Here is a 25,233-nt window from a genome sequence, read left to right as displayed (position 1 = left end):
TAACCACGGCGATTGATACCGCTCTCGACCAGCTATCTCTTCCAACAGTGAGCAACTACTTCTAATGTCTACTATAGGCTATGGCACCGACGACAGAGACCGTGACTATCAACGATGCAACCATTCCCGCACTCGGCCTTGGAACTACCCCGATGACTGGCCGAGAGTGCCGTCTGGCTGTCGAGCAGGCACTAGAGTTAGGGTACCGCCACGTGGACACCGCACAGATGTACAACAACGAAGACGCGGTCGGAGCAGGCATTACCGCTGCTGCTGTCGACCGGGAGAATGTCTTCGTAACGACGAAACTCAACCGTGGGAACGTAGCGTCCGAGAAGGTGGTGTCCTCAGTCGAGGCAAGTCTCGACCGACTCAACACGACGTATGTCGACCTGCTGTTGATCCACGCGCCAAGTAATCGTGTACACATTACAGACACGATCGGAGCGATGAACGATTTACAAGACCGGGGTTACGTGCATCATATTGGGGTGAGCAACTTTTCGATCGATCAGACGCGGGCCGCGATGGAGGCATCACGGACGCCAATCGTCACGAACCAGGTGCAATACAATCCGTACCATCGCCGGGACAGCCTGCTTGCGTTCTGCATCCAGCACGACGTGAGTCTCACAGCGTATACGCCAATGGCAAAGGGCCGCGTTGCAACCGACGAAACGCTCATCACGATCGGCGAACGGTACGGCAAGACCGGCGCACAGGTCGCGTTGCGGTGGTTACTTCAGCAGTCGAATGTTATCGCGATCCCAAAAGCCTCCCGGAGCGAACATAGGCGGGAAAATCTCGACGTCTTTGACTTCGAACTCACCGACGACGAGATGGAGGCGGTCTTTGCGGTCACCGGAGGGGTGATCGATCGTCTCCGAGAGGTGTTCCGATGGTGATGGTCTCAGTTGTAAAACAGCTGTTCAGTGAACCGTCTCGGGGTCAAAACTAGAGGCACTTGTCGTGTCTCCCTGTCGATCTGCGTAGTAAATACTTCTGGTACTGCCAACGTATATCTATGCGATTACCGTTCGGGGATGTGGTTGAATGGGCGAAACAGAGTATGCAATCATCGGAGGCGGGATCGTCGGTGAAGTGTCGCCCACAATTTCAGTGAGCTGATAGGTGAGTCCGTCGTCGTCTACGAACGCGGGGAACTAGCGTCGGATTCGACGCACAGGTAGTCTTATAGTGATTTAGTCTGTTTCACAGCAATTGCACGTCGATCGATAAAGGTGGGATTATACTACTTTTCGACTCTCGTAGGAGAGAGAAGAGACGGTCGCAGGCGACAAGACGACCTGTGGGGCACTAGTAAGGGGTATTGGATTGTCGATACCTCCGAAAGCCCCCGCACGCTCGCCGGCTGTGCCTCGCTGCTTCTCACTGCGTTGCGGAGCTTGGCTGGCGAGAGCGGAGCTCTCGCTGCTTCCCACTCTCACGCTCGTTCGCTCGCGGGAACGTCGTCTCGCTCGTCGATCGCACAGCCCCTTTCAATCCCCACCCGGAGTGGATGCTCGAGATTTGGGGCTCATTGTTTAACTGGTGGTTCTCTCCGGCACGCCCCGCTCGCCGCTTGCCGCCGTCCGGTGAGCACAGCTCACCGACGTCTCGTTCGCTTTGCTTACGAGACCTCCGCGTCGCTCGCGACTGACCATTCCGGGCTGCGCCGAGCAAGCTCGGCGTTCCGGGCTAAAGTGAATCTGGTCTCGACGCCAGCATTAAGCGCGTTTTCGGTTGCGCCCCTCGCGGGCCGGACACGAGAAACGGCTTAAAGCTGGCCGCTTGCTCCGGGCGGGTCGGCGCGCGGTGCTGGTCATGTTCCTTCGAAAACGCGCGCTCGCTTCGCGCCCAGGGGCGCTCGCGAAGGCGCAAGCGAGCGCGCGTAGGTGATGGTCGAGTTGTGATAGAGGTGGAACTTATGTAGTGGTGAGTGTCGGAAAAGACGCGGTAGTGGACGCGCCTTCGGAATCTAGGCGATCCCAATGAGTACTAGCTATAGCTTCGGTAAAGAAGGTTCGTATCGACAATCGAATAACCAGACGAGCGGCTGCCCGGAATGTGGGCGGCGAGTAATCACAGCGGGAATCGAGACGGTCTGTGAGGCGTGTGGCCTTGTCGTTAGAGTAGATGAAATAAACCAGACAGTGTCACCGAGTGTGCATGGGCCAGTGCGTCGGAGCGGTCCCCAAGAGTGGGCAATCGAGCCGACAACGGTGTTCAGAGTGAATCACGGACTCGGGTCGCGATTCAGTCTCGGACGAGACGGGAATGGACGGCCACTTTCGGCCGAACAAAAGCGGCGATTCGGACGACTACGTCGGTTGGACAAGCGGATGGACGCCCGTGATCGACGGTTGAACGAGAGCTTGCGAGATGTCCAGAGCATCGGTGAGAACGTTGGATTGCCGAGGTATGTTTGTGAGGATGCGTGTCTGCTTATGCGACAGGCGGCCGAGCGACGACTGCCAGGTGGCCGGATGGCCTGGGAATCACTGGCGGCTGGGGCAGTGTTGTTGGCGGCACGAAGAGCGGACCTATCACGAGAGACTGCCGTGGTCGTAGAATACGCAAAATCGACATGCGAACGAGCGTGTGCAGCAGCGCGAAAGATTCGGATCGAGTGTGAACTGGTCGAGACGTTTCCCCCAGTGCAGGTGCGGGCATTGGATGTGGTGTTGGCCGCGTTAGACGACAGGCTGGACGCACAGACTGTACTAATGTTTGCTCGCCTAGGACAGCAATTGCTGGCAGTGGCCGACACGAAGCCAGTCGGGCCAGGAACGTCGCGGGTGGCCGTTGCGGGCGCGGCCGTGTATGCGGCAGACCGGTTGACGGACGGAAAATCAGTGACTCAGGCAGATGTGGCCAACGCGGTGAGTCAGGTGTGTCCGACGTCGAAAAGTGTCGTCGCAGGCTATTCTCGAGAGTTGTACGATGCCTACGAAGAACGACATGGACGGGCAGAACGACAGGATGTCCTCGGAACGGAGCGTGCAGTGGGGAGAATCGAATAGCGCGACGGGCGAGGTTTTCTTTTTTGAGACCAGCCACCCACGCCCACCTCCCCACCCACCGCTCCCGGCCTTCGGCCGGCAGCCACGACCGAGAGAAAGAATGTCGAGGTCAGATACCGTATTCGAAGATTACGGTTTGAGGCAGTTGTATTGTACTTGTGTCTTTCTGCGGAGGGAATCCCACAGTCCACCACTATGTCTTCTTCATTCACCACGTAACGCACGAACTGATGGCCTGTACGTGCCCTATCACGTCCACCACTACGCTTACTGCAAACACATGGCTGCGGTCGAAACCGCGACTGACGGGGGAACGCTCAACGTCTTCCTCAGAGGACGAAGAGAATGGACTAGAAGACTGCGACTGTGACGGTCTCGGTGGCATCACGTGCTGGCCGTGCGACAGGACGGACGGAACTGCCGAATGAACCACTGCTTTAATATAACCCGAGACTCACTTTGATCGCCACATCGATTTCAGCCATTTTTTCGTCGCTGACGTGCCCAAAAGTTCGTTCAATACGCTTTTCAATATCGACCGTCCGTATTTGATCAAGTTGGACAGCAGAATCCTTGTCGACATCTTCGTCGCTTGCCCGGAGAATAACGACAAATGGATACTGTGAGAGTGTCGTTGTCATCGGTGCGACGATTGTTGTCGGAGAATACTGGTTACCAGTATCGTTTTGAACGACGACTGCTGGTCGGGTCTTTTTCATCTCGGAGCCTTTTGTCGGATCGAGATTGACGAGAACGATATCACCGCGAGAAACATTCATAGATAGTCATTTGCCTCTCTCGATGCCCCTTCCCAATCCTCATTTATTTCACGTGCCTGTTCGGCGTTGTCCTTGTATGCTTTCGCGAGTTCCGCATCGTCAACGCCATTCGGCTTTCGAATCACGATTTTGCCATCTTCGCGTTCGACGATGACCTCGTCTCCACCGTGGATATCTTCTTGCTCTCGAATCCACTTTGGAATCGTGATCTGACCCCGATCACCGACACGACGTGTGTTCTGAGACATTATACGAATTCATATGTTTTTCATATCTATAAGTGCACTGGGTGCGTTGGGGAGAAACGACGTGGGATTGGGATGGTCACGGTGACGTCCCGTGTTGGCCATCCCTTCGTGCGAACATAAGGGACGGACAGACCTGCCGAACGAACCACCGCTTCAGCCCTTTTTACCTATGGCACGCCAATTGACGTTTTCAGATACCACCGACCAGCGAACGCTGACGGAAAGTGAGATATGGTGATTAGCTATTGACATCCTCCCGCGCCTGAAGACGCGGGAATCCCACGGCACCGCACCGCTGAGTTGGGATATTACGGTTCGCGGTTCACGACCTGTTCTCGTGGGGCGAAAACGCCCTCACTACAGTCGAGCAGGTGAACCGCTGGCTGTGCCAACCAGCCGTTATCCCTATCGCCGCCATCCGTGACGAGACTCGGGAGTACCTTTTGCCAAATATTCTCCGCACCGTTCACGTCCGCGTTCGCAACCGTCTCGCACTTCTCACACACGTATAGGCCACGTTCAACCCGCTGGTTGTCGTCCACGTGGCCGCACGCCGAACACGACTTCGACGTATCGCGTTCAGATACCAACTCCACGTCGATGCCTTCAGCTTCCGCCTTGTAGTCGAGAAGCGTCGTGAAGCGGTCGAACGCCCACCCGTGCAAGTCCAAGTTGCCGTGGTCGCCCCAATTTCGAGAGGCTTCGTTCTCATCGTCTTCACGGATGCCGCCGAGGTCACCAACGACAAGCGTCCCGACACATCGTTCGACGCACTCTTCAACGATTGCTTTCGAGAGTGCGTGCAAGAAGTGCGTCCGGCGACCCGTTCGCTTTCGGTCAAGACGAGTGGCTTCACGGGACGAGGAATCGTCGCACTTGGCTTTCTTCTTCGTGAAGTAGTATTCATCTTCTTTGAGTGCGCCACCAGGGTACAACACCGACTCACCGCCGAAGGAGACAGCGGCGAAGTTGCAGATACCGAGGTCAACACCAGCTACCTCGTCACCCGGTGGTTCCGGGTCGATGGTGGTTCGACAGACGAATTGCAGTCGCCACTCGTCGCGCGTGTAGATGGCGCGAACCTGTTGGATGTCCCACTCGGTCAGGTCAACATCCGGGCGAGTTTGGTACTCACATAGGATGAAGTCCGAGCGGTGTTCTTTGAAGTTGCGACCTTTCGAGAGGCGAACGCGCTGAAACTGTGCATCATGCTTGAAGCCAGCCGCTTTGAATGACACAGTCGAACGAGGGTGTGAGTCTCCGTTTTTGCGGAAACCGGGCGGTCGGGCACGGTCGTCCCCGTTCCGACGTTTACTGAACCAGCCGGTGAACGCTTCAGCGAGTTCTTCGAGAACGCGCTGACTGGATTGAGAATGTAAGTCCGTATAGCGTTCGTGGCCTTTGAGTTCGGCTTTGAGTTCCCCGTCATCGGGGATCTCGCCCGTCGTGTCCCATCGTTCGTCTGCGTAGTAGCGACCGACGTTCCAGAGTTTGGACGCGGCCCATCCGAGTTGGTCGAGGTCATCACTCACCCGTTTTTGGTTTGTGATTGTGGCCTCGAATGTTCGGATGGTTCGCATTGGATTTTACCTTCAGAATCGGTTATGAACCGTGAAAACATACTATTATCGATTTAACGTGGAATATCCGGCCCGGCAATCACCGGCGGGTGTGCAAGCAAGCGTACGGCGCGTATCCACGGCTGAAAGATCGTGGTATTGTGCCTGTTTAATCTATAACGCAATCCTCTCCAATGTTGTTTACTCAGCATATGATCAAGTCTATCCATGAGATCCAAATGGCCATCTTTCGTACTCTCGATTAACTGTCTACATTTCACCCATTGTAAGTAAACGATGTGGCGTGATCGATGCTTTAAATTCTAGTTAGTAAGCGCGGTCAACGTTCCGTTTACTGAGCGATCGAGAATGATCTCTGAATAAACGATATGCAAAAACCTTTTACTTAGAATGCTCATCTAACTGCTAATGAAAGATGGATACCTCGTTGATGACCCGACTCCTGGCAAATATCTTCCAGCGGATTCAAGTGCAAAGCTTCCCGCAGCAAAATTCTATCTTCCAGATAATCTCCCTCCTGATATTGAGCTTTCAGAAGATGTTATTCAGCAGCATGGTCGAGCAATGCACTCATTAGGACGATTGGATGGGTTCTGGAGTGAAATTGAGGATCCGGATACTACCTTTGGACTTTTTGTCTATAAAGAAGCGGAACAATCGTCACAAGTAGAAGGAACAAAAGTGACAGTTTCAGACATATTCCAAGAAGGGAGCGATTCAAAAGACGTCCGAGAGGCACGTAACTACGCGAAAGCATTACAGGAAGCAACAGCCCAACTTATCGAAAGTGGTCGTTCTCGGGCATACCTTTCGAACGACCTCCTGAAATCTGTACACGAGTTGCTGATGGAGGCAGGACGAACAGAACATGAGGATCCAGCCCCCGGTACATTCAGAGAGCAGTATGTATGGATTGAAGAAGATACAAATGGTTTTGGTCAACAGATTCGGTTTGTTCCACCCGAAGCAGAAATCGCAGCGGGAAAAATGGAAAATTTTGAGCAGTACATGCAAGCTGGCGATAGCTATCCGGATCTCATTGAGATTGGGATACTTCACTATCAACTTGAGACGATCCATCCTTTCATGGATGGCAACGGAAGAGTAGGGAGACTCTTGATTGTGCTGATGCTAATCGCTGCTGACATTCTTGTCCATCCTCTGTTCTATCTCAGCTCATATATTCGTCGCAACCGGGATCAGTACACAGATCTCTTATTGACAGTAAGCGAAGAGGGAGATTGGAATGCGTGGTTAGAATTCTTTCTCCGAGGTATCAAAGAGCAAGCCGACGAAGCGTTTAGTCGTGCAAAACTTCTCCTTCTCCTGCGTGAGCAATATCAAGCTGAGTATGCAGATGCATCACCATCTGTTAGGGCACTTCTCACTGTGATTTTTCGCGAGCCAATTTTAACTGCAGCCAGAGCAGCAAAATTGATCGATATGTCGTATCCTGCAGCAAACAACGCAATTGAACAATTGGTCGCCGATGATATTCTCCGAGAGCGAACTGGAAAAGAGCGATATCGGGAGTATCAAGCTGATGAGGTACTTAGAATACTTAACAAATCTGCTGTAGAAATTCCATCTCCTGGAGAGCTACTCTCGAATCCAGATGGAACATGGCTGTAACCGCTTTTCCCACTGGCTATCGGCTGCTACTCGTATATCTGTGACATGCATCAACATTCACACGTTCGAAGTTGTCACGAGATTCTTTCGTCCCGATTGAGAATACGAATTGTACGTCTTCTGGTAGCGTCCCAAGGTCAAGTAGCTCTTGAGAATCTTCAACTGAACCTCAAACCCAATCGCGTTCCTGGACACCACCGACCAGCGAACGCTCACGGAAAGTGCAAATGCTGCGACCGATGATACCCCTGAGACACCGATAACCCTGCGCGACTGAGCACAACAGCCTGCAACGAACATCGCCGCGAAGTATTTCCCTGACCTGCCGGTCGAAGCAATCGACTGGTAGGTTTCACACCGAGCACAACGACAGGTGGGCATCACGAAGTACGACCCGACGACAGAGGCAATCACGATTGCGCTCACGTGGACGGTCGACGAATAACACGGGTGAAAGCAATTCAGTGTGACTGTTCGCTATGAACTCGTTCACGTCTGGGAGTATCATGAGTTCGGCACCACGGATCACAGCACATCGTGCACCCGCTGACCGATCGCCTCAAAACCTCGCAACACTGCGGACTGTGAACTACCCCGCCCTGCTCGGCCTAACGGCCTCGCTGAGGACGGGGCTTCCTGCTTCCAAAACGCGCTTTGCAGATACAGGTGTATCCACAGGGAGCGCAGTCTCCACAGGCATTGAATCGGAGTGAACCACTCCTACTTTCTTGAGACCACGGGCAAGGATATTCCATGCCGCATTCGCGTCTCGATCCGCTTCGAACCCACACGCCGGACACGAGTGCTCACGCACCCACAACGGTTTATCCGTCTTCACGCCGCAAGACACACATTCCTTCGTCGTGTTCCGTGGGTTTACCGGAACGTAGTGCGTTCCTTCTCGGTCACACTTGTATTCGAGCATCCGGAGAAAAGTGCCCCATGCGGCGGATGCTCGGTTGCGTGAATTTGAATCAAACTGCATCATTCCAGCGACGTTCAGGTCTTCAACAGCCACGAGGTCGTACTCCCGAGCGTAGTAGTTCGAGAGCTTGTGTAAGAAGTCACGGCGCTTCTGTTTCAAATCGGCGTGACGGCCAGCGACGACCGTTCGCTGAGTCTCCCAATTCGCAGAGCCGTGTTCCTTCCGCGAGAGATCGCGCTGTGCGCGTTCCAAACGCTCACGTTCCTCGGACAGGTCGAGGCTTTCGATTGCATACCCGTCCGTGTCATGGGCGTACTTGAGGATGCCCACGTCGATGCCGACACACTTCTCGGGAGCCTTCGGTTTCTCGGGCGTTTCTTCGTCAACGTCGATGGCGAACGTGGCAAACCACTCACCCGTCGGTTCTTGCTTGACCGTGACCTGTTTGATGGTCGCGTTCTCGGGGATATCTCGGTGGAGATGGATTGGAATCTCACCGATTTTGCTCAGCCACAATACGGGCCGACCGCTCGTATTCTTGAGCTTGAAGCCGGTTTGGTTGTAGGTAAGCGAGTGGTAGTCCCGTGGTCGCTTCCACTTGAGCATCCCAACGGCGCGTCCGTTCTCTTTCTGCGCTTTGAGCGTCGAAAGGTTGTCGTAGACGCGCTTGACGACCATCTGTAACACCTTCGAGTGAACGTCTCGGAGGTCATCCCACCACGATTTGAGGTCGGGGAGCGTTCCCTGCACCTTGTATCGGGCGGGAATGTCGTCGGATTCGTTGAGTTTGAATAAGCAATGGTTGTACAGTTGTCTACAAATATCGACGTGGCGCAGAAGCTCCTCTCGGATGGCGACTGTCGGTTCGATCCGATATTTGTAGTTGTACTGCATGGCCTATTCGTCCGGATCTGGGTCTGAAACACGAACGATTTTCACGTCCGCTCCGATCCACCGCTTTGGGACAGTGATGTGAGCACCGCCACTTCCGAAGGGTTTCACGGTTTGGTCAAGGACTTCTTTAGCGTCCTCTGTTTCGTACCTATCCATCACTTATCTATATTCATACCATATAGATAAAGATTTTGATTACGTGTGCCTGTGGGCCAGTCGTTGTACAGTGTATGAAAAACGATGGCGGCGCTGTATCCCCTCCCTACTCGCTCGCCCCGCACCGCGCTCGCTCCTTGAGGAAGGGGACTTAGCGCCTGTATTCAGTTAACACACCAAAGTGGTGAGTTGTGAGCGAGAACTGCGGGTGATCGAAGTGCCCGATATCAGCCCTCGAAAACGGTACGAAATCCGGGCAATACAGCTGTCGTGAGTGCGGTGGGTCACTCTGTGTGAAAGAAGGCAACGACTGACCAACTCTCGTTTAAATAGTTCTTGCAACGAGGAGTAGATAGAGAAGATTTCGCAGGTTGCAGATTGCTGTGTGAGTCCTTGCGATCGCTATTGTTTTAGAGAGAGCGTGCGTTGGTTAGTAGCACATACTAACAAACCGTGGCTATCCTGACAACAAATCAGTCGCTTTCGGAGAGTGCATGAAACTTCGTTTAACGTACCGCTGCCCCAGAGTTTCCATATCTATAGTGCATCTATTATATGAAACGTCTGCGGATCTCTATCTGCCGGCTTTCATCATCGACCGTTCCATGTCCCTACTTCCGAGTACGCCAGTCACCCCTCAGTGCCACGTTACACACCCCACCGTCGAGGCGTGCGATGGTACAGTGGTCGACTCGATAGCGATTGGTGGGGGCAGTCTTTACCGAGCAATAAGAGGAAAGGTGAACAACGGCGCGCTCTGGGAGGATCGGTGTGAAGGTCGTATCTGGTGTGGTCTTCAGCGGGATGTCGGTGAGATCGATGACGATTTTTGTCACCCAGTTGCCATCGGTGCCGGTGAGATAGGCGCACGGCTCGACCAGTGTGGAAAGCGTCCAGCTGGCCCGTGCATCGAAGGGAGTAATGGCACCAAGTGACCCACCGAAGTGACGGGCAATCGTCGACAGCGTCTTTCGGTGCTCGAATGGCTCGCCCGATGCGTACATCTTGATGCGGATGTCTTTGGCCTGTGCAGGGGTGTGTGTCCGATCATGGGTGAACTGGACGATGACTGTGACTGTATTGACAGAAAAGACCAGCGAGACGTTTTCCGGGACGTCTGATTCGTACTTCGCTTGTTGGGTGCGATCGGCTGTACTGCGGAGTGCGGTTGCAAAGTCAGCGAATCCCCAACCGTACCACTGTTGATCCCAGTCCGCGATACTGAACGACGCTGTTTTGTGATCGACACCCCCATACTGACTAACAGTCATCAGTTCTTCGAGGAAGGCAGTCACGGACATCGTCGTCCCCCCAGAGTCGCCGAAGGCCACCAATTGTCGGCCATATTGGGCTACAAAGCGATGAAACAGTGTGGCTCTCTTTCGATTCTGTGCTGTCATATAATAAACGCGGTCAAGAGTGCCATTGGTTCCGTCGAGTGGCCGTCGTATGGGGATGGCAGTATGGTCGAGACCAGTTTCCAAGACCTCGCGATAGGCTGCATCGATATCACCATCATACCGTGCTCTGGCGAGGGCTTCGATGGTGAGTTGTTGTTCGGGGTCCGTGTCGTACGGCAGCATATGTAGAGCTTGCAGTCGGGATATTAGAGCCTATCTTTAAGTTATAAGTATGTGAGAAAATCTATGGTGGAGAGAGTGGACATCGTTGATAGCACCTCTTCATTGTGATGGAGGCGATAGGGCTAACGGCTGGTTGGCACAGCCAGCGGTGCGCTTGTTCGATTGCAGCGAGGGTCGGTTCGCCCCGCGAGAACAGGTTGGTAACCGCGAACCCTAATATCCCAACTCGGGGGTATCCTCACCCTTTAGGGTGGGGAGGATGTCAACTGGTTAGCCACCGAAATCCACCATGGAGCCGGGCCTGACTCACCGCGGCTCGAAGACGTGGACCGGCCAATCGGTTTCGTAGTCGAGCGCGACCTCCCGCTCTGCGGCCGTCGACTCGCGCACCGTAAGTTCGACCGAGTCACCGATGGCGACGTCGGCGTAGTCGGCGGCCACGCGCCCAAGGAGGCGGCCACCGTCCGCAAGCTCCACGACGGCGACCGTGTAGGGCGCGTCCGCCGCGAACGCTGGCGGCGGCGTGTGGACCTCCGTGTACGAGAAGACCCGGCCCTCGCGCGACTGCGGTTCGACGTCGACGGCGCGACTGCCGCAGGCGTAGCAGGCCGGCCGCGGCGGCAACAGCACCTGTTCACAGTCCGAACAGATCCCACCCATGAGTTCGCCGTCCGCGAGGGCGTCGAAGAAGCCCGGAAGTGTCCGCGGGTCGGTCGCATCGAGGTCACCGTCAGTCATGGTGCCACCCCCGTTGTGAGTACGTGGCCAACGGTGACGGCGTCCGCGACGCCCCCTTCGTTGAGCAACAAGGCCGTCTCGGCCCCCTCGACCGCGCGGTCGCCTGCGGCCCCCGTGAGCTGTTCGTAGGCTTCGAGCGCCTGCAAGAGCCCGGTCGCGCCGATGGGGTGGCCGCGGGCCTTCAGTCCGCCGCTCGGACTCAACTGCACGTCCGTCCAGCCGTCAGTCCGCTCCGCTGGCGCCTGGTAGCTCTGATAGCCCGTTCCCGCGGGGGCGAAGCCGACGGCCTCCGCGAGCAGGGCCTCGCAGACAGTGAAGGCGTCGTGGACCTCCGCAATATCGACGGCCGCGGCGTCGATGCCCGCTTCCTCATAGGCGGTCTCAGCGGCGATGCGAGCGCCGGCGATGTCGGTCATGTCTCGCTCGGCGACCGCGATGTTGTTCGCGGAGGCCCCGCTGCCCGCGACACGCACCTGCGGGCGGTCGAGTTCGGCCGCCAACTCGGCGGTCGTCACGAGGACGGCCGCGGCGCCGTCCCCGACCGGCGCACAGTCGTAGAGCTTCAGCGGCGGGGCGATGGGGTCAGACTCCAGGACCGTCGCCACGTCGATCTCCTTCGGAAACTGCGCCCGGGGGTTGCGAGCGGCGTTGGCGTGGTTCTTCACTGCGATCTCGGCAAGGTCGCGTTCCGTAGCGTCCGTCTCGTGGAGGTAGCGCTTGGCGAGCAGTGCGTACTGGCTGGGCGCGGTAATGCCGGAGCGCTGCTCGATGGCACGGTCAAACGCCGCCGACAGCGCGTCAGTCGCACCACTGGTGCCCGCGGAAGTCATCTTCTCGACGCCGCACGCGAGCACGGCCTCGTGTTCTCCGTTGCGGACGTCCTTGACCGCGTGGCGCAATGCGAGCGCGCCTGCGGCGGCACACCCCTCGACTCGTTCGGCGGGGACGTGACGGAGTCCGGCCCACTCGGCCAAAAGTGTCCCATACATGATCTGGTGTTCGTAGCTCTCCGACTGGTTGCCGACATACACCGCCTCGACGAGGTCGGCAGGGTCGGGCAGTTCGTCGAACGCCTCCGCGAGGGCAACCGAGAACAGGTCGCGGCCCGGGAGGTCCGTGCGGCCGATCGGCGAGGCGCCGACCGACGCGATGACTGGCTCTGGCATGCGTACCTACCCGGTCTCACTGTGAATAGTTAGCTATTCGCATTCTCACACTGGCAGAGCTATCTGGTGTTATCGTAGAATAAGTAAGTTGAGATCTCATCTCCACAATTATCATCCTCTCATCTAATATTCTCAATGAAGACGTTGAAATTATAATAATCTTTTTAATCCTCACGATAGAAGTGCTAGTTGTGTCGAAGGGCTAACACGGTCATAGTTAGCAAAACTCATGACATCATTGCACAAACAACGGGGAAATGAGAGGGATATGCACCAAGAGTCAAAACAATATGCAGTGGTGGTTGCCACAAAACGAGAGGACATCGAAATCGTTTTGCATGGGTTATCACCCAGCCGAGCCGAACAACTCGTTACCCAAAAAAAAACCGAGAGATGAGCGGGGAGTCTTCGATTCATGCAATACCAGAAACGGAAGTGGATGGGACCATCGACAACAATCACTAATTGACATCCCCCCGCTCAAACGCGAAGATTTCGCCGAGTTGGAATATTACAGTTCGCGGTTACCAATCTATTCTCGTGGATTACAACGGTAAAATAACGAGAGAGTGACGCGCCACTCCCCCGTCCTCTCGCAGAAACACCGCAGAAACAACCGCACTCAGCAATAGTCGTCCGTTGCGTTCGCCCTATGTAGCAGTGGAAATTATATCTGTGCGGTGGGTGGTGGGGTGAACTTGGAGGTTCGCCGAACCTCCGTATTATCTGGGAGACGACCTCGCCGACAAACTTGCAGATTTGTAGATGCTGGTTATCGATACAAGCGCGTTTATTTCTCTCGCGGTTGGTGGTGTCCTCGACGACGTCCTAACTGAATCTGACGTCGTAACGACGGCACTTGTCATCGACGAACTTGAATCAACTGAAGTTGTCTACTCAAGCAGTTTTGTGACAGCAGATAGTCGCTAATATCCGTAGTCAATAGATATATTGCGTTCTAGCTCGTATTTCTTCGCATGAGCGATACAAGCGAACGGGGGCCACCTAAAACAGATTTTGCTACCGATTTCGCCGACCGACTAGAGGACTCCCCAGCGGACGAGCGAGTCTACAGAACCGCCCTCGAACTCACCGACCCAACCCGTGTTACCGAGGTTTCTGACCGCGCGGATTGCTCTGCGAATGCTGCTCGTCGGCATCTCAAACGACTCGCCGACATTGGTCTCTTGACCTGCGTGACAGAAAACCCGGCGACGTACAAACGGAACGAAGCGTACTTCGAATGGCGACGGCTGAATCGCTTAGCAGAGTTGAGCGAACAGGAATACAAATCCCGGCTTGGAGCATTGCTCGCCGAGAATGAAGCGTACAAGGAGACCTATGATGTGGAGAACCCCAATGACATCGATCCTTTAGACTACGCAGAGTACGGGGATCCAGAACAGGTCTGGTTAGACATTACCAATTGGGAGGCAGTCAGACAGGAGATCCACGATCTCCGCCGTGTCAACCGTGATAGCACGGTTGGTGAAGGGGTCGTCTGAGTGTGGTCAACGGGAAGCGAAAGCGGACACCAAATCGTGCTTTGTTGCGGGAAATCGCATCGGTTCTCGGATCAGAGGAGTGGATCGAGACGATTTCCGTCTTTCCATCGAATCGGCCGGATTCGATCGTCATCTCGCTTCATAATAATGCAGAGCGAGGAAACCCACGACTTGAGTCGTGGGAGGAATCGACCGTCTTTGGTTTCTTTCGTCCTCACCGAAAGTCTTAGGCTCTCTCGGGGCGTTTTGTACAATACTGCTAAGCGGCCAAAACGGACGCTTGGTAGGGGCCTCCGTAGGCAGGCCCTGAACCTCGGAACTGTGACCGCGAACGTGACGCCTTCAGCCTCTCCGTTCCCACTGTTGGGATAGAGCGCGAGACCACGAGGAATTAAAGCGGTGTGAGTCGCCAGCGGTCCTTGCGGATAAACCCCCCGCGAGAGTACGCCGGCCGGAATAACACAATTCCGTCCGGCAGAACCGGCGGCGTGAAGCCCGCTCACGAGTGACCGAGTCGTGTGCCGAAACCTTCGGGGGAAAGCCCACGACTTTAGTCGTGGGTAGCTTACGACGAACACTACCCAGAGGAATATGTGAGAGAGGCGTACATCGAGGTCCAATCCTATGCCAACGGTGACATGAATACGAGCGCATATTTCCGTCGGGACGCTGGCCGCTCAGCCCGTTTAGGAGTGTGCATACTGCGTTATCTCACTGCCGATAGCGTGCTCGCTTCGCCACAAACACAGGGATTTCATCCACATTGATAGCGAACGGACGATGGACTTCTCAAAGTGGTCGAATCGCTTCTGACCACAAACGCGGTGGCCGGTACCCGCTCTCCCCCACCCGCTGGCTTTGAGCCGATAGACGCCGATACAACTGTCATACTCACGAGTAGCCGTCCGGCGTCAGTCCCGAACTGTGTCAATTCGGGACGTCCATAACCGCGTTCGTGTGAGTGGTCGTGGGAGTGTTGTTACCCACTCGGGTGCGATTTCATCCTGGCCACGCTACTCTCCGGCAACCGTGTCTGTGGCCGGGCTGTCGTTCGTGTTGTTCGAGACCTCACCGGGAAGCTCGACGTCCGATTTCAAGACAAGGCGCGTCTCTCGATACTGCAATCCATCCTTGGAGCGCTGGCGTTTGGTCATCCCAAGCCGATGCTTTGAGAGCTCGCACATTGCGTCCATGGTTCGACGAGCGAGTTCCTGTGAATATTTCTTGCTCACGCCGGACTCTTTCAGTCGAATCCACTCGGCGAGATCTGAGGCATCGAGATAGGTCCGAATCTCGCCACTGCCCTTCGACCACAACGAATAGCGACTTGCATCGTCACGTTCGCGCCACGCCTTGCCTGCCAGTTCGTCGGGTTTACGATTCGTGACGGAGGCGAGCATGTCGTCATCATAGCGGGCAAATCGCTGGATCGGCAGGAGATCTGCCGTCGAATGGGCCACTGCACCACCGCGACCGAGGACATCCGCTTCACCGGGCAATCGGAAGTAAGTCTGCCCATCGTCTTTCGTGATACGTTCGAGTTTATTGCCGTCGACGAAGATCCGGTCAGCGTCAACGTTTTGCGCGAGTAGGTGAGCACCTTTCTCGAACTCGCGGGCTTGCAGTTCATCGATGCGTTCGTCACTGGCCTCTGTTTTGCGGATGATTGCCTTGCGATGGGCGTTTGCTTCGGTCGTCGTCGTTTCTAGCTCGTCGATGCGGTGTGCAAGCTCCTCGATTCGGGTGGTGTTTTGCTCAGCAGTCATACGGAGGTCAGCGATTCGCTCGTCTTTTTCGGCGACTTCTGCTTCGAGGTCGTTAATGCGATCGGCAAGCATCTCGATCTGTTCGACAAGGTTGTTGACAGACTGTTCGTCTGTCGTGCCGACAGCGGACGTACTGGTATCACACATCGGCATACACCCCCACTGGACCTGCGGTGTGTTCGGGTGTCAGGAGGGGTGGACAATGGGTGCTAGTGGTGGGAGTGTCGATACAATCTGGGTTCTCGTGAGTCGTGTGAATATCCTCAATGACGGTCATTGGCGAATCGGAGTTGGACTTGGGCGTGGTGGTGCAGTGGAACGTGGCGTGCTGTGTCGTGGTGATCAGTGGTGCCAGGAGTACGAGCGAAGGTGAATGATGTGGAGCCGTCTCGACAAGGCGCGTCGATGGGAGATATGTGTGAACGTGAATGTCGTCACTGGGTGAGCGGTACGTGCATGGCTCTGTGTGCTCTGGATCTCCCGTGGGTAGTGTCTCGGTCCTCATGTCTGCTCACCGTCCGCTGGGTTGTCGAGATTCTCGACGTGGGCGTTCGTCCGAAGCCAAGCGTATCGTCCAGTTGGTGTCCGACCGTACCAATCGAGGTTTGTTTCGGTATGGTCGTACTCATCATAGTAGCAATACTGTACTCTGTAGCGGTCGTTGGTTGGTGTGAGGACCGACAGGACGTGCTCGCCGGGTTCGGGACCACGGCAGGTGAGAACCGGGTCGTGATGTGAACACTGGTAGACGACGCCTGTGAGCGTGCACGTTTCAGTGTGGATCTGGATCGGGTCCCCGCAGTCGAATGCAAGGACTAACTGGTGGTCGATCATTGGCCGTCTTCCTGAGTGATGTGCTGGCAGGGTGGACGGAGTTGGTCGTGTGCTTCGGCAGGGGTGAAGGTGTGAGAGGGTTGGGTGGTATTGGACGAGAAGCGTGGGTGATCATCTGTAGTGACCCGCACCAACTGGCTCATCGGTCGGTCACCTCTGGGTTCGCTGGCGCACTGCGGTGGAGGACGTTGCCGTGACAGCCGCTTCGAACGACGGTCTCGACATTGATCATACCATCAGGAAAACAGATTTTGCACGGTTCATAGAACGCAAGCAGGCCGTCGCTGAGCGGTGTGGTTCGCCACGTAGTGTCTGGCGTGTGTGTTGTGACCCAGCAGTCCGGACGTGGTGTGGGGTGCGAGTCACTCATGGCGTCTCACCACCCATGGGGGAGTTGATTTGTGTACGGTGCGGTAGCCGGACGGGACATTTTTGTCCCGTGTGCGTGTAGGTGAACATGCTTCTGTCAGAGTGATAGAAGCAATCGCGGATCTCGGTGGCTCTAACACCGATCCGCCTTCTACGGAACTTGATCACGAGCGGATAGTCCGCGATTAACTTCCTGATCTAAGGAATGGAACGTAGTCACTTAAGCTTATGCCACCATATAGTGCCATAGAAAGAACTTTATCGGCTCGTATTTGATACTATCGGTGTGGTTATACCTATGATGCACGAGTTGCAGACGAAATGCGGCCACGAGTCTCATGGATGACAGGGAATGACGATACGATTCTTGAATTCCTGCATGAGAAGCAGGTGGCACTCTCACCTACAGGACTCCATATCAATCTGAACCGGGAGGGATACGATATTTCATATTCGACAGTGAAGCGCCGGCTTGGTTATCTCGAGGACGTAAATCTCGTCGACAAACTCGAACGGAAAGGTGGATACTATAATCTCACTGAGAAGGGTCAGCGATATCTCTCCGGTGATTTAAGCGCAGATGAGCTGGAGATAGATGATGAAATCTGACTAAATTCTTGAATCCAGATCTATTCCAAAGTACTCCACCAAACGACAGCTCTTCCTCCGACTTCTTTTCGTTTGATTTTTTCCTCCTCTTCAAGTCGATTGAGTTTCCTAAGTGCTGTACGTCGAGAAATACCAATTTGATTTGCGATTTCACTTGCAGTCAAAACCGGATCATCAGATCTTGAAAAGGCACAGAGTATTCGATCGATAGTCTCGTCATTGTCAGCGGGCATACTATGAAATTCTAAACTTGATCCCATATATAGATTGTCCCTCGAAGGACAAGAACTAAGAGAGTGTCCCACGTAGGACAGAGTGAGGAAGAACGGTTCCCTTGGGACGTGAAGAACGTCCGGGTGGTAAGGATACCCGGAGCCGGTCTTCCTGTAATGAGGTCAGAAGACCAATGCAAACTACGAGAGGCGCTAGTGAAAAGCATTCCGACGAACCGCGTGAAACCATCACCGGCCCGCACATCGGATACGATAAGTACGGCAACCGGGATCACAAGTACTACCGCTGTGAGGTATGTGGCTACGAAGTTGCGGGGAATTGTATCCGGGACAAGTGCTCACGGTGCGGCGCGGAGGCGAACTACAATGCGTCAGCCCACTCGCCAGGATCTCGAACGTCTGGCCCATGAAAAAACGAGTTACACGGCGTTTCGATGTGCCTGTATCGCTGCCGGACTTACTCCAGGCGAGGCAGAGCGTCTCTGGCTCGGTGACCACTCAGTGCTCACCGAAGAACAGATAATAGCCCATGTGAGCGGTGACGAGTTCATACTGACTGCTACTGACAAGGCATGGATTCGAACGGATACACCCGTTCGCGTCCGGCAATAATCTCTCTCCTCAATGTATGCCAGACGAATACATCACAGAGGCACGGGTTTCGCAGGTACTCGAGGGATATCGACTCGGTGAACCAGGGGAGGTTCAGTGTATGAACAGAGGATGCCAACGAAAACTTCGTGACGGTCATCCAGTTACAGTCTATGCCTCCCAATCGAGTGGTGGCAGTGAATGGGTTGTCACGAATGTGTATTGTGCAAATAATTGCGAACCAAAGCCAAGCAAGTACCTGGGCGACGCCCAGACAGAGGTCACCGCTTATGCGTGGTTGGGCGTACTATCACTCGCTGCAGAACAAATTTCGCTGCTTTGTTTGACCAGTGTGGAGGTTGTTGAGGCAGAAAAGCAGGTCTGAGATAGACTGAGTCGTACAGATCTACTGTATTTTCTCGAGGGGGTGACAACGCATTCAGGTAGTTCCATTATAATACATAGACATATACACACTCGTAGTTCCACTGGAACTCTGAGTATCTACGGAAACCCCTGAACAAGTGAACGAACAACCGATCGGTCCATATTCTATGAGCAAATACGACGATCTCTTCGATGATACCATCGACTGACAGCGTCTTCGCCGAGGCGCATTCGATCCACTGGCGAAACCGGACAAAATCATCGCCCGCGACGAACAAGAATGACAACTCGCGACGATCCACAACGGGGTCCACGACGGGTATCTGCCGACGACAGTGTCGACCTATAGTCCACCAGTACTGGGAAAACGACGATGACACGACAGGTATGTAATGAATTCGCCGAGCAAAACAAACAGATTGCTGTCGAGTACTTCAATCTCAAAGGGTGTCGAACGTTATTTAGTGCAGCAAACGAGATTCTCCTAGAGGTAACGGGCGAACAGAAGAAGACCTACGAAGGACTGGACGGCGTCTTTGCGAGTCTCTGGGAGGCAAAGACTATCCAGAGTACACTATCCTCCTCCTGGACGAGATTGACCAGGTCCCCAAGGGCTCGAATTACGGTCCAAACGACTTCTTTTATCGCTTGTTGCGCGGTGAAGGACGACTCAAACACGATATTTCGCTATCGACATTTCTCCTTAATAACGAGCTGCTGGAAGTTGATCTCCGCCTTAATAGTCGCGTTCAGAGCGCGATGAGCGAAAAACAAATATTCTTCCCGCGATACACGCGGTCACAGTTGGATGAACTGATGATTCCGCGTCTTGAACGTGAATTGCGTGAAGATGCATTGTCGGATGACGTGTATAACCATGGCCTCCGACAAGCAGCGACGCGGTGTGGCGATGCACGGAAGACATTGATTCTCTTCCGGCATGCGGGCGAGATGGCGAACAAACGGGAACTTGACACCATCACCCGTAAGTGTATCGAGGAAAACCTCGAACAAACAAAACAGTCATGCTTGAGCGGATCACGTAGTTGCCTCTCCAGCATTTTCTTGTCTTGATTGCGCTGATGACGTACCACCAGTTACGATGACGCAGGTCGAAGAGTCCCACAATAAAATCTCGTTTCCGGAGGATCATTCCATTAGTGTGCATGCTATGAGCGATATCGTGACCGATCTAGAGACAATGGGGCTCGCCGAGACATGGATTGACTCGCGCGGCCGTGATGGCCGCGTAAAGCAGATCGAAGCTACGTTTGACCCAGAGTGGGTCAAAGATGCCAAGCCACAGTACTTCAAGCGATTCAATAATCATATGCGTCAGTCGGAGTCTGAATAGGGTACTGCGATGATCATTTGTGAATCGCTTCCTAATCCGCGAATGAGAGCTACTGATCTTTATTGGTTAGCGATATACGGATGCCTCTTATTCGGCAACTGCATTTTGGTTACACTGTTAAATGACCGGGGTCGTGGAATTGGCGAGAGACACTCCATTCGCTCGAGCATCTCGATACTCGAATTACCATTCAATAATCTCATCAAACTGGATTATCACATCATTTTAGTATAGCATTTCTGACTGTCTGAATGTGGAAAACAAACGCATACTCGTGACGGACGGAGCCGGTTTCAACGGCTCGGACCTCGCGAACTTATTTGCACAACCGAACGATGTCGTCGTCGTTGATGACGGCTATCTGAGCATATCCGACAATCTCGACGATGCGGCTGAGTTCTATGAACGGGGTGTACTGGAAGACGATCTGCCGAACGACGTGGGCGTCGTGTTCCACCTTCCTCCCTCTCGTTGTACAAGATGCACGAGGAGGACCCAACGAGGGGTGCTCGTGTAAACGTCGAAGGGTTCGTCAATATGGTCGAGCAGGCACGAGACGATGGCTGTGACACCGTCATCTACGCCTCCACCTCGTCTAGCCACGGGAATCGAACCGAGCCATCCCCTGAGTACATGGACGTAACGGTCAACACTGGGTACGAAGCGTCCATGCTTGTGGGAGAGCGTTAGCCGAATACTTCCAAAACCACTACAACATGAATATGGCAGGGATGCGCTTTTTCTCGTGTATCAGGGCTACGGCGGTGCCGAAGAGCACAAGGGGGAATTTACCAACGTCATCGTCCAGTTCGAAGACGACATCGACGAAGGAGAAGTAACGGTCATCTACGGTGATGGGACCCTATCCCGCGATTTTACGCACGTCAATGAAATCGTACATGGGTTGGAACTCGCTGCTGAACATCAATTGACGGGCATTTACAATCTGGGGACGGGCGAGGGATACGACTTCAATACAGTCGTGGAGATGTTGAATGCCAAGTTGGGGACGAATATCGAACCAGAGTACGTCGAGAACCCGATTCCAGATGACGTCTACGTTCACGATATGATGTCCGATACGACAGCCATATATGAGGCAACTGGATGGAAACAGGAGATTTCGTTTGAGGAGGGTATCAAGCGAGTGTATGGACAGAACAAATAGGTAGAATTGTCAGGTGTGCCCTTCACATTTAATACTATAGATTTAATATAATATTCGACCATTCTGACAAAAATCGAAAATGTTATATACAAATTTAATAATTAAAATTCCATATAAAACTTACTATCTTTCTCTTTGTTTTAAAATGTTGAGAAATTCCTTAGATAGTGACTGCCAAGATAGGTTTTGTTCGGCATATTTTCTAGCATTTTCACCAATTTTAATTAGTAAATTTTGTTCTGATACGAGATTTTCTATCGTTACTAACATTTCATCAATTGGGGACTCAATATAGTGAATTCCGCTTTCTATATTAAGACCTCTTGAGCCAAATGAGGTACTAATCACTGGAAGACCAGCAGCCATATAGTCAGCCATTTTCACGTTTGACCCTGAACCAGAAATAACAGGATTGAGAGCAAAATCAGAGTTATTGAATACTGTTTCTAAATCATCTACGTACCCAACCAATTTTACATTTTCAGGAATGTCAGAAAAATTCTGACAAACATTTCCTACAATATTAAATTCAACCGTATCTATCTGTCGTGCCATTTCTAATATTCGGTCAACAGCTTGTATATTTGGGTAATGATCGGCTCCAATGAATAAGGCTGTTAGAGGGCTAGTGATTGGTACATTGAGTGTATGATTCCCTCTATCTTTTATATCTGTACCATTTGGGATAATGATAAACTCTGTTCGTTCATCAATAATTTTTTTGTAATTTTTCATATCTCTACTTGAGGTTACTAATGTTATATCTGAATTTTCTACGCTGTATTTTTCAAGATTTTCAATTTTATCATATCTGAATTTACTGAAGCCGGATTCTAAGTGAGAATGCAGTTCTGGTTCATAGTTATGACTTGAATAGACTAATAATGTTCCTTCTGGGACTATTTTGCTAATACTTGGGAATAGCCAAGGATACTCAACAATGACTACATCTGCCTTTTCAATTTTTTTCCTTAATATTTTAGGAAATATTCCCCGATAAACAAGATTTGAAAATATAGGCGGAGAATTCAAGACTTTTCTCGTAAGAAAGCAGGCACCCTGCTGTAATGTGCTCTTCGCTCGGTATTCAAAGTAGCTTTCTTCGATTTTTTTATTGCTGATTTTATCAACAGAAACTAAACTTTCGACATAACGGAATACAGTATCTTGAGGGGGTGCTGACGAGACAAGACCATGCATTCGCTGCTGACCACCACGACAAGGAGGGTATACAGGGCCAGGAGTTATTTGTAATATATACATTCCTTAAACAGGAAATGGTTTCGGTACCTCTTTAATACTCTGGTTACCCATTCAAAATCGACCATCTCAATGAATCTCTCAAAAGCAACTATCCAAATTTTTTTAGTCAATATATTAGACACTATAATTGGGTTTATCGCGATCTCACTATTCTCAAGGCTGATCGGCGTGTCCGGACTCGGTTCATTTTTTATTTTCCAAGCAACATTACATATCCTTTCTATTTTTTCAGATATGGGTCTTGGGAAATCCATAAGCAAGCGAATGAGTGAAGGGAAAGACGTTGGGGATTATTTATTTACGGGTCTTCTTATTCAGTTCCCGCCTATTGTATTTCTTTGTGGAGGGATCCTAATTTTTGAAGCTCAGTTAAATTCCTACCTTGGTAGTAAAGTGGCCCTTCTACTCATTCCTGCTCTAATAGTACGCCAATACAACAATTTCTCAATCCATGCTATAGAAGGCGAATTAAAGGTCGGTCAAACAGCGATTCTTCAAATTGCTCAGCAAACAACTTGGCTACTGTTAGGTGCCGTTTTGATTTTCCTTGGAGGGGGTATAAAGAGTTTGATTTATTCATATATTTTTGGTCATTTCGTCAGTCTTATGTGGGCTAGTAGAAGGATATCTACAGAACTTGGTGAATTTTCAAAAAATAAGGCATACTCCCTATTGGCCTTCTCCAAATTTATGTTTATTTCTTCACTTGGCGGCCAAAGTTATAATTGGGTAGATGTTCTTGTCATGGGATGGTTTCTGTCCGATGTTAGCATTGGTGCTTATGAACTAGCATGGCGTGTTAGTGCTCTATCTCTTATAATGAGCAAGTCAGTAAGTCGTGTCATTTTTCCCCAAATTAGTGCCTGGAGTGCTGAGAATAATGTGAGAAAAATCGAAGATTTGTTTCCATTAGCAGTCAGTGCAGTATTAATCATATCGATCCCATCTTTATTTGGCATAATTCTATTTTCTAAAGAAGTACTTTCCCTTCTCTTTACGTCAGAAGCCAAGATAGCATCCTTAGCATTAATTGTGTTGATGAGTGAAAAAGTAATTCATGCGTTTCATGGGATTGTTGGTCAGTCGCTTCACGGCCTTAATAAGCCCAATTTAGTTGCAAAAGCGACCATAATATCAGTCATTACTAATGTTGTTCTGAATATAATTTTAATTCCAAAGATTGGAATTCTTGGAGCTGCGCTAGCGACAACTATCTCTCATGCGATAAATACCATCATTATATCCTATCTATTGAGGGATTTAATTGAAATGAAAATTTCATGGAAGCATATTGGTTGGTACTTATTGTCTTCGGTCGCTATGTGCATATGTTTAATAATATTAAAAGATTTATTATTCGATGGTAGCGTGATTTCTTTATTCTTACTAGTTTCTATAGGAACAGGATCATATCTGGGAGTTCTAATACTTTGGAAACCCCTTCGGGAACAATTTCGGCAAATAACAGTATCATATTTAATTGGTTAACCTGGCATACATCGCAAGTCAATAAAACGAGTTTGGATAACGTAAAGACAGCTGATGAGGAATTCTACTCTAATCAAAGGATGGAAAATAAACTACATTAATGATATAAATTGGTTGTATAGTTATTTTTATTGAGTGTTTGATTTTACTCCGTGCAATCTAAATGGGGCCATATTACCCAGTAGGTAAATACAGTTCGCAAACTTTGTACTTGTATTCCACCTAACATATTATTCTTTATATACGGATAAATTTAAACTAAAATCGGTACGATTCGACCTTCGGCACTGTCTAGTTAAGCTAGTTTGAGAAGCGAGCAGTTCGTTGATTTAGTGCTTTGCTCAACCAAGAACTGCTCAGCGAGACGTTAGAGACCACGAATCTTGAATGTTGGGAGCGTGAGCGGACGGCGACGTTGACGAGAGCGAAGCTCTCGTTCGCCAACCAGAAATCTTTGATTTCTGGTGACGCCCGTTAGGGCGTTCGCCGTCCGGCTCCACGCGACCGGTTGTTCACTCAGAGAAACAAAAGCAATTCTCGCGCTCCTCGGCGTGAAACGGTCGCATCAAGCGATCTTTCACTGGGTTCATCGGATATCTGACAGCGTGTCCGACCCGCTGTCGGCTACGCCGACGCGAGTCGCGGTGGACGAAACCGCTGTCAAAATTAACGGCGAATGGTCTTGGGTGTACGCTGCAATAGATACCGAAACAAAGGTGCTGCTCGGTATCGAAGTTTTTGATCGGCATGGCACTGATCAAGCGGCTGCGTTTCTCGGCCAGTTGACCGAGAAACACGATCTCTCAGAGGCTGTGTTTCTCGTTGATGGCTACGGTTATCGGACTGCCCTCTTTCGAATTGGGTTGAGCGGTCAGCTTGACTACTCCGAGCGAAACCTGATCGAAAACTGTCCCGTTTCGAGTATTTAAATCCGATGTTAGG

The 25,233-nt window shown here is 52.0% G+C and carries 27 protein-coding genes and 2 pseudogenes; 15 read left to right on the top strand and 14 right to left on the bottom strand.

Annotation, left to right across the window (positions count from 1 at the left end):
• Positions 1-80: 80 nt before the first annotated feature.
• Both AC1XDK_RS12610 and AC1XDK_RS12605 read left to right on the top strand, forming a co-directional pair.
• Entirely contained in the window at positions 81-905 is an 825-nt protein-coding gene (locus tag AC1XDK_RS12610; protein ID WP_483350241.1) for an aldo/keto reductase, read from the top strand.
• A 1,086-nt stretch (positions 906-1,991) separates the two neighbouring features.
• Positions 1,992-3,023, top strand: coding sequence for a transcription initiation factor IIB family protein (locus AC1XDK_RS12605; protein WP_483350240.1), 1,032 nt, complete (start codon positions 1,992-1,994; stop codon positions 3,021-3,023).
• Positions 3,024-3,460: 437 nt separating this feature from the next.
• Here AC1XDK_RS12605 and AC1XDK_RS12600 read toward each other — a convergent pair whose 3' ends face one another.
• From AC1XDK_RS12600 to AC1XDK_RS12590, 3 genes are all read right to left on the bottom strand, one after another.
• Positions 3,461-3,802 (bottom strand): type II toxin-antitoxin system PemK/MazF family toxin, encoded by a 342-nt coding sequence (locus AC1XDK_RS12600; protein WP_483350239.1) that lies wholly within the window; start codon positions 3,800-3,802, stop codon positions 3,461-3,463.
• Positions 3,799-4,050 carry an AbrB/MazE/SpoVT family DNA-binding domain-containing protein gene (locus AC1XDK_RS12595; RefSeq protein WP_483350238.1) on the bottom strand — a complete coding sequence of 84 codons (252 nt, stop codon included), beginning with the start codon at positions 4,048-4,050 and terminating at the stop codon, positions 3,799-3,801. The genes AC1XDK_RS12600 and AC1XDK_RS12595 overlap by 4 nt, the downstream gene beginning before the upstream one ends.
• A 308-nt stretch (positions 4,051-4,358) precedes the next feature.
• Positions 4,359-5,630, bottom strand: a complete 1,272-nt coding sequence (locus AC1XDK_RS12590; protein ID WP_483350237.1) for an RNA-guided endonuclease InsQ/TnpB family protein — start codon at positions 5,628-5,630, stop codon at positions 4,359-4,361.
• A gap of 408 nt (positions 5,631-6,038) precedes the next feature.
• Here AC1XDK_RS12590 and AC1XDK_RS12585 point away from each other — a divergent pair, with 408 nt between their 5' ends.
• Complete coding sequence (locus tag AC1XDK_RS12585; RefSeq protein WP_483350236.1) at positions 6,039-7,262, top strand: Fic family protein; 1,224 nt, start codon at positions 6,039-6,041, stop codon at positions 7,260-7,262.
• Between the two features lie 589 nt (positions 7,263-7,851).
• Here AC1XDK_RS12585 and AC1XDK_RS12580 read toward each other — a convergent pair.
• From AC1XDK_RS12580 to AC1XDK_RS12570, 3 genes are all read right to left on the bottom strand, one after another.
• Entirely contained in the window at positions 7,852-9,081 is a 1,230-nt protein-coding gene (locus AC1XDK_RS12580; protein WP_483350235.1) for an RNA-guided endonuclease InsQ/TnpB family protein, read from the bottom strand.
• A gap of 3 nt (positions 9,082-9,084) precedes the next feature.
• Positions 9,085-9,237: a DUF2080 family transposase-associated protein gene (locus AC1XDK_RS12575; RefSeq protein ID WP_483350234.1), complete on the bottom strand. Its 153-nt coding sequence runs from the start codon at positions 9,235-9,237 to the stop codon at positions 9,085-9,087.
• A gap of 611 nt (positions 9,238-9,848) precedes the next feature.
• Positions 9,849-10,820, bottom strand: coding sequence for a hypothetical protein (locus AC1XDK_RS12570; RefSeq protein ID WP_483350233.1), 972 nt, complete (start codon positions 10,818-10,820; stop codon positions 9,849-9,851).
• 97 nt (positions 10,821-10,917) lie between these two features.
• Here AC1XDK_RS12570 and AC1XDK_RS12565 point away from each other — a divergent pair.
• Positions 10,918-11,037, top strand: a pseudogene (locus AC1XDK_RS12565) (transposase); the annotation flags it as partial.
• A gap of 89 nt (positions 11,038-11,126) precedes the next feature.
• Here AC1XDK_RS12565 and AC1XDK_RS12560 read toward each other — a convergent pair.
• Both AC1XDK_RS12560 and AC1XDK_RS12555 read right to left on the bottom strand, forming a co-directional pair.
• Positions 11,127-11,558 (bottom strand): Zn-ribbon domain-containing OB-fold protein, encoded by a 432-nt coding sequence (locus tag AC1XDK_RS12560; protein WP_483350232.1) that lies wholly within the window; start codon positions 11,556-11,558, stop codon positions 11,127-11,129.
• A complete protein-coding gene (locus AC1XDK_RS12555) occupies positions 11,555-12,724 on the bottom strand; it encodes a thiolase C-terminal domain-containing protein (protein WP_483350231.1) in 1,170 nt (389 codons plus the stop codon). Before AC1XDK_RS12555 ends, AC1XDK_RS12560 begins: the two co-directional genes overlap by 4 nt.
• Before the next feature lie 977 nt (positions 12,725-13,701).
• On the opposite strand from AC1XDK_RS12555, the gene AC1XDK_RS12550 reads away from it, so the two are divergent.
• Positions 13,702-14,229 (top strand): DUF7342 family protein, encoded by a 528-nt coding sequence (locus AC1XDK_RS12550; RefSeq protein WP_483350230.1) that lies wholly within the window; start codon positions 13,702-13,704, stop codon positions 14,227-14,229.
• A 1,013-nt stretch (positions 14,230-15,242) separates the two neighbouring features.
• Here AC1XDK_RS12550 and AC1XDK_RS12545 read toward each other — a convergent pair.
• The 3 genes from AC1XDK_RS12545 to AC1XDK_RS12535 form a co-directional block, all read right to left on the bottom strand.
• Positions 15,243-16,142, bottom strand: a complete 900-nt coding sequence (locus AC1XDK_RS12545; protein ID WP_483350229.1) for a DUF8008 family protein — start codon at positions 16,140-16,142, stop codon at positions 15,243-15,245.
• 354 nt (positions 16,143-16,496) lie between these two features.
• Positions 16,497-16,829, bottom strand: a complete 333-nt coding sequence (locus AC1XDK_RS12540; protein WP_483350228.1) for a hypothetical protein — start codon at positions 16,827-16,829, stop codon at positions 16,497-16,499.
• 139 nt (positions 16,830-16,968) lie between these two features.
• Positions 16,969-17,199, bottom strand: a complete 231-nt coding sequence (locus tag AC1XDK_RS12535) for a hypothetical protein (protein ID WP_483350227.1) — start codon at positions 17,197-17,199, stop codon at positions 16,969-16,971.
• A 341-nt stretch (positions 17,200-17,540) separates the two neighbouring features.
• Between AC1XDK_RS12535 and AC1XDK_RS12530 the strand changes: the two genes are divergently transcribed.
• The gene (locus tag AC1XDK_RS12530) at positions 17,541-17,807 is read left to right on the top strand and encodes a winged-helix domain-containing protein (RefSeq protein ID WP_483350226.1); all 267 of its coding nucleotides are present in this window, start codon (positions 17,541-17,543) and stop codon (positions 17,805-17,807) included.
• Positions 17,808-17,827: 20 nt separating this feature from the next.
• Here AC1XDK_RS12530 and AC1XDK_RS12525 read toward each other — a convergent pair whose 3' ends face one another.
• Complete coding sequence (locus tag AC1XDK_RS12525; RefSeq protein ID WP_483350225.1) at positions 17,828-18,040, bottom strand: winged helix-turn-helix transcriptional regulator; 213 nt, start codon at positions 18,038-18,040, stop codon at positions 17,828-17,830.
• A 173-nt stretch (positions 18,041-18,213) separates the two neighbouring features.
• Here AC1XDK_RS12525 and AC1XDK_RS12520 point away from each other — a divergent pair, with 173 nt between their 5' ends.
• The 5 genes from AC1XDK_RS12520 to AC1XDK_RS12500 all read left to right on the top strand — a co-directional run bounded on the left by AC1XDK_RS12520 (position 18,214) and on the right by AC1XDK_RS12500 (position 20,372).
• A complete protein-coding gene (locus tag AC1XDK_RS12520; RefSeq protein ID WP_483350224.1) occupies positions 18,214-18,450 on the top strand; it encodes a DUF8118 domain-containing protein in 237 nt (78 codons plus the stop codon).
• Positions 18,407-18,652, top strand: a complete 246-nt coding sequence (locus AC1XDK_RS12515; protein WP_483350258.1) for a hypothetical protein — start codon at positions 18,407-18,409, stop codon at positions 18,650-18,652. The genes AC1XDK_RS12520 and AC1XDK_RS12515 overlap by 44 nt, the downstream gene beginning before the upstream one ends.
• 16 nt (positions 18,653-18,668) lie before the next feature.
• On the top strand, positions 18,669-19,016 hold the full coding sequence (locus AC1XDK_RS12510; protein ID WP_483350223.1) for a DUF8112 family protein: 348 nt from the start codon (positions 18,669-18,671) through the stop codon (positions 19,014-19,016).
• Between the two features lie 761 nt (positions 19,017-19,777).
• The gene (locus AC1XDK_RS12505) at positions 19,778-20,092 is read left to right on the top strand and encodes a hypothetical protein (RefSeq protein WP_483350222.1); all 315 of its coding nucleotides are present in this window, start codon (positions 19,778-19,780) and stop codon (positions 20,090-20,092) included.
• A gap of 28 nt (positions 20,093-20,120) precedes the next feature.
• Complete coding sequence (locus AC1XDK_RS12500; protein WP_483350221.1) at positions 20,121-20,372, top strand: hypothetical protein; 252 nt, start codon at positions 20,121-20,123, stop codon at positions 20,370-20,372.
• Positions 20,373-20,688: 316 nt separating this feature from the next.
• On the opposite strand, the gene AC1XDK_RS12495 is transcribed toward AC1XDK_RS12500, so the two are convergent.
• Entirely contained in the window at positions 20,689-20,829 is a 141-nt protein-coding gene (locus AC1XDK_RS12495; RefSeq protein ID WP_483350220.1) for a hypothetical protein, read from the bottom strand.
• A gap of 23 nt (positions 20,830-20,852) precedes the next feature.
• On the opposite strand from AC1XDK_RS12495, the gene AC1XDK_RS12490 reads away from it, so the two are divergent.
• Positions 20,853-21,062 (top strand): NAD-dependent epimerase/dehydratase family protein, encoded by a 210-nt coding sequence (locus tag AC1XDK_RS12490; protein WP_483350219.1) that lies wholly within the window; start codon positions 20,853-20,855, stop codon positions 21,060-21,062.
• Entirely contained in the window at positions 21,046-21,540 is a 495-nt protein-coding gene (locus AC1XDK_RS12485; RefSeq protein WP_483350218.1) for a GDP-mannose 4,6-dehydratase, read from the top strand. Before AC1XDK_RS12490 ends, AC1XDK_RS12485 begins: the two co-directional genes overlap by 17 nt.
• Before the next feature lie 123 nt (positions 21,541-21,663).
• Here the strand turns inward: AC1XDK_RS12485 and AC1XDK_RS12480 are convergent, their stop codons facing one another.
• A complete protein-coding gene (locus AC1XDK_RS12480) occupies positions 21,664-22,740 on the bottom strand; it encodes a glycosyltransferase (RefSeq protein ID WP_483350217.1) in 1,077 nt (358 codons plus the stop codon).
• Between the two features lie 132 nt (positions 22,741-22,872).
• Here AC1XDK_RS12480 and AC1XDK_RS12475 point away from each other — a divergent pair, with 132 nt between their 5' ends.
• Together AC1XDK_RS12475 and AC1XDK_RS12470 are read left to right on the top strand one after the other, a co-directional pair.
• On the top strand, positions 22,873-24,291 hold the full coding sequence (locus AC1XDK_RS12475) for a flippase (protein ID WP_483350216.1): 1,419 nt from the start codon (positions 22,873-22,875) through the stop codon (positions 24,289-24,291).
• Between the two features lie 337 nt (positions 24,292-24,628).
• Positions 24,629-25,196, top strand: a pseudogene (locus tag AC1XDK_RS12470) (IS6 family transposase); the annotation flags it as partial.
• Between the last annotated feature and the right edge of the window lie 37 nt (positions 25,197-25,233).

Source organism: Haladaptatus sp. HS23, from assembly GCF_056892285.1.
This window is presented reverse-complemented; position numbering and strand designations above follow the sequence as displayed.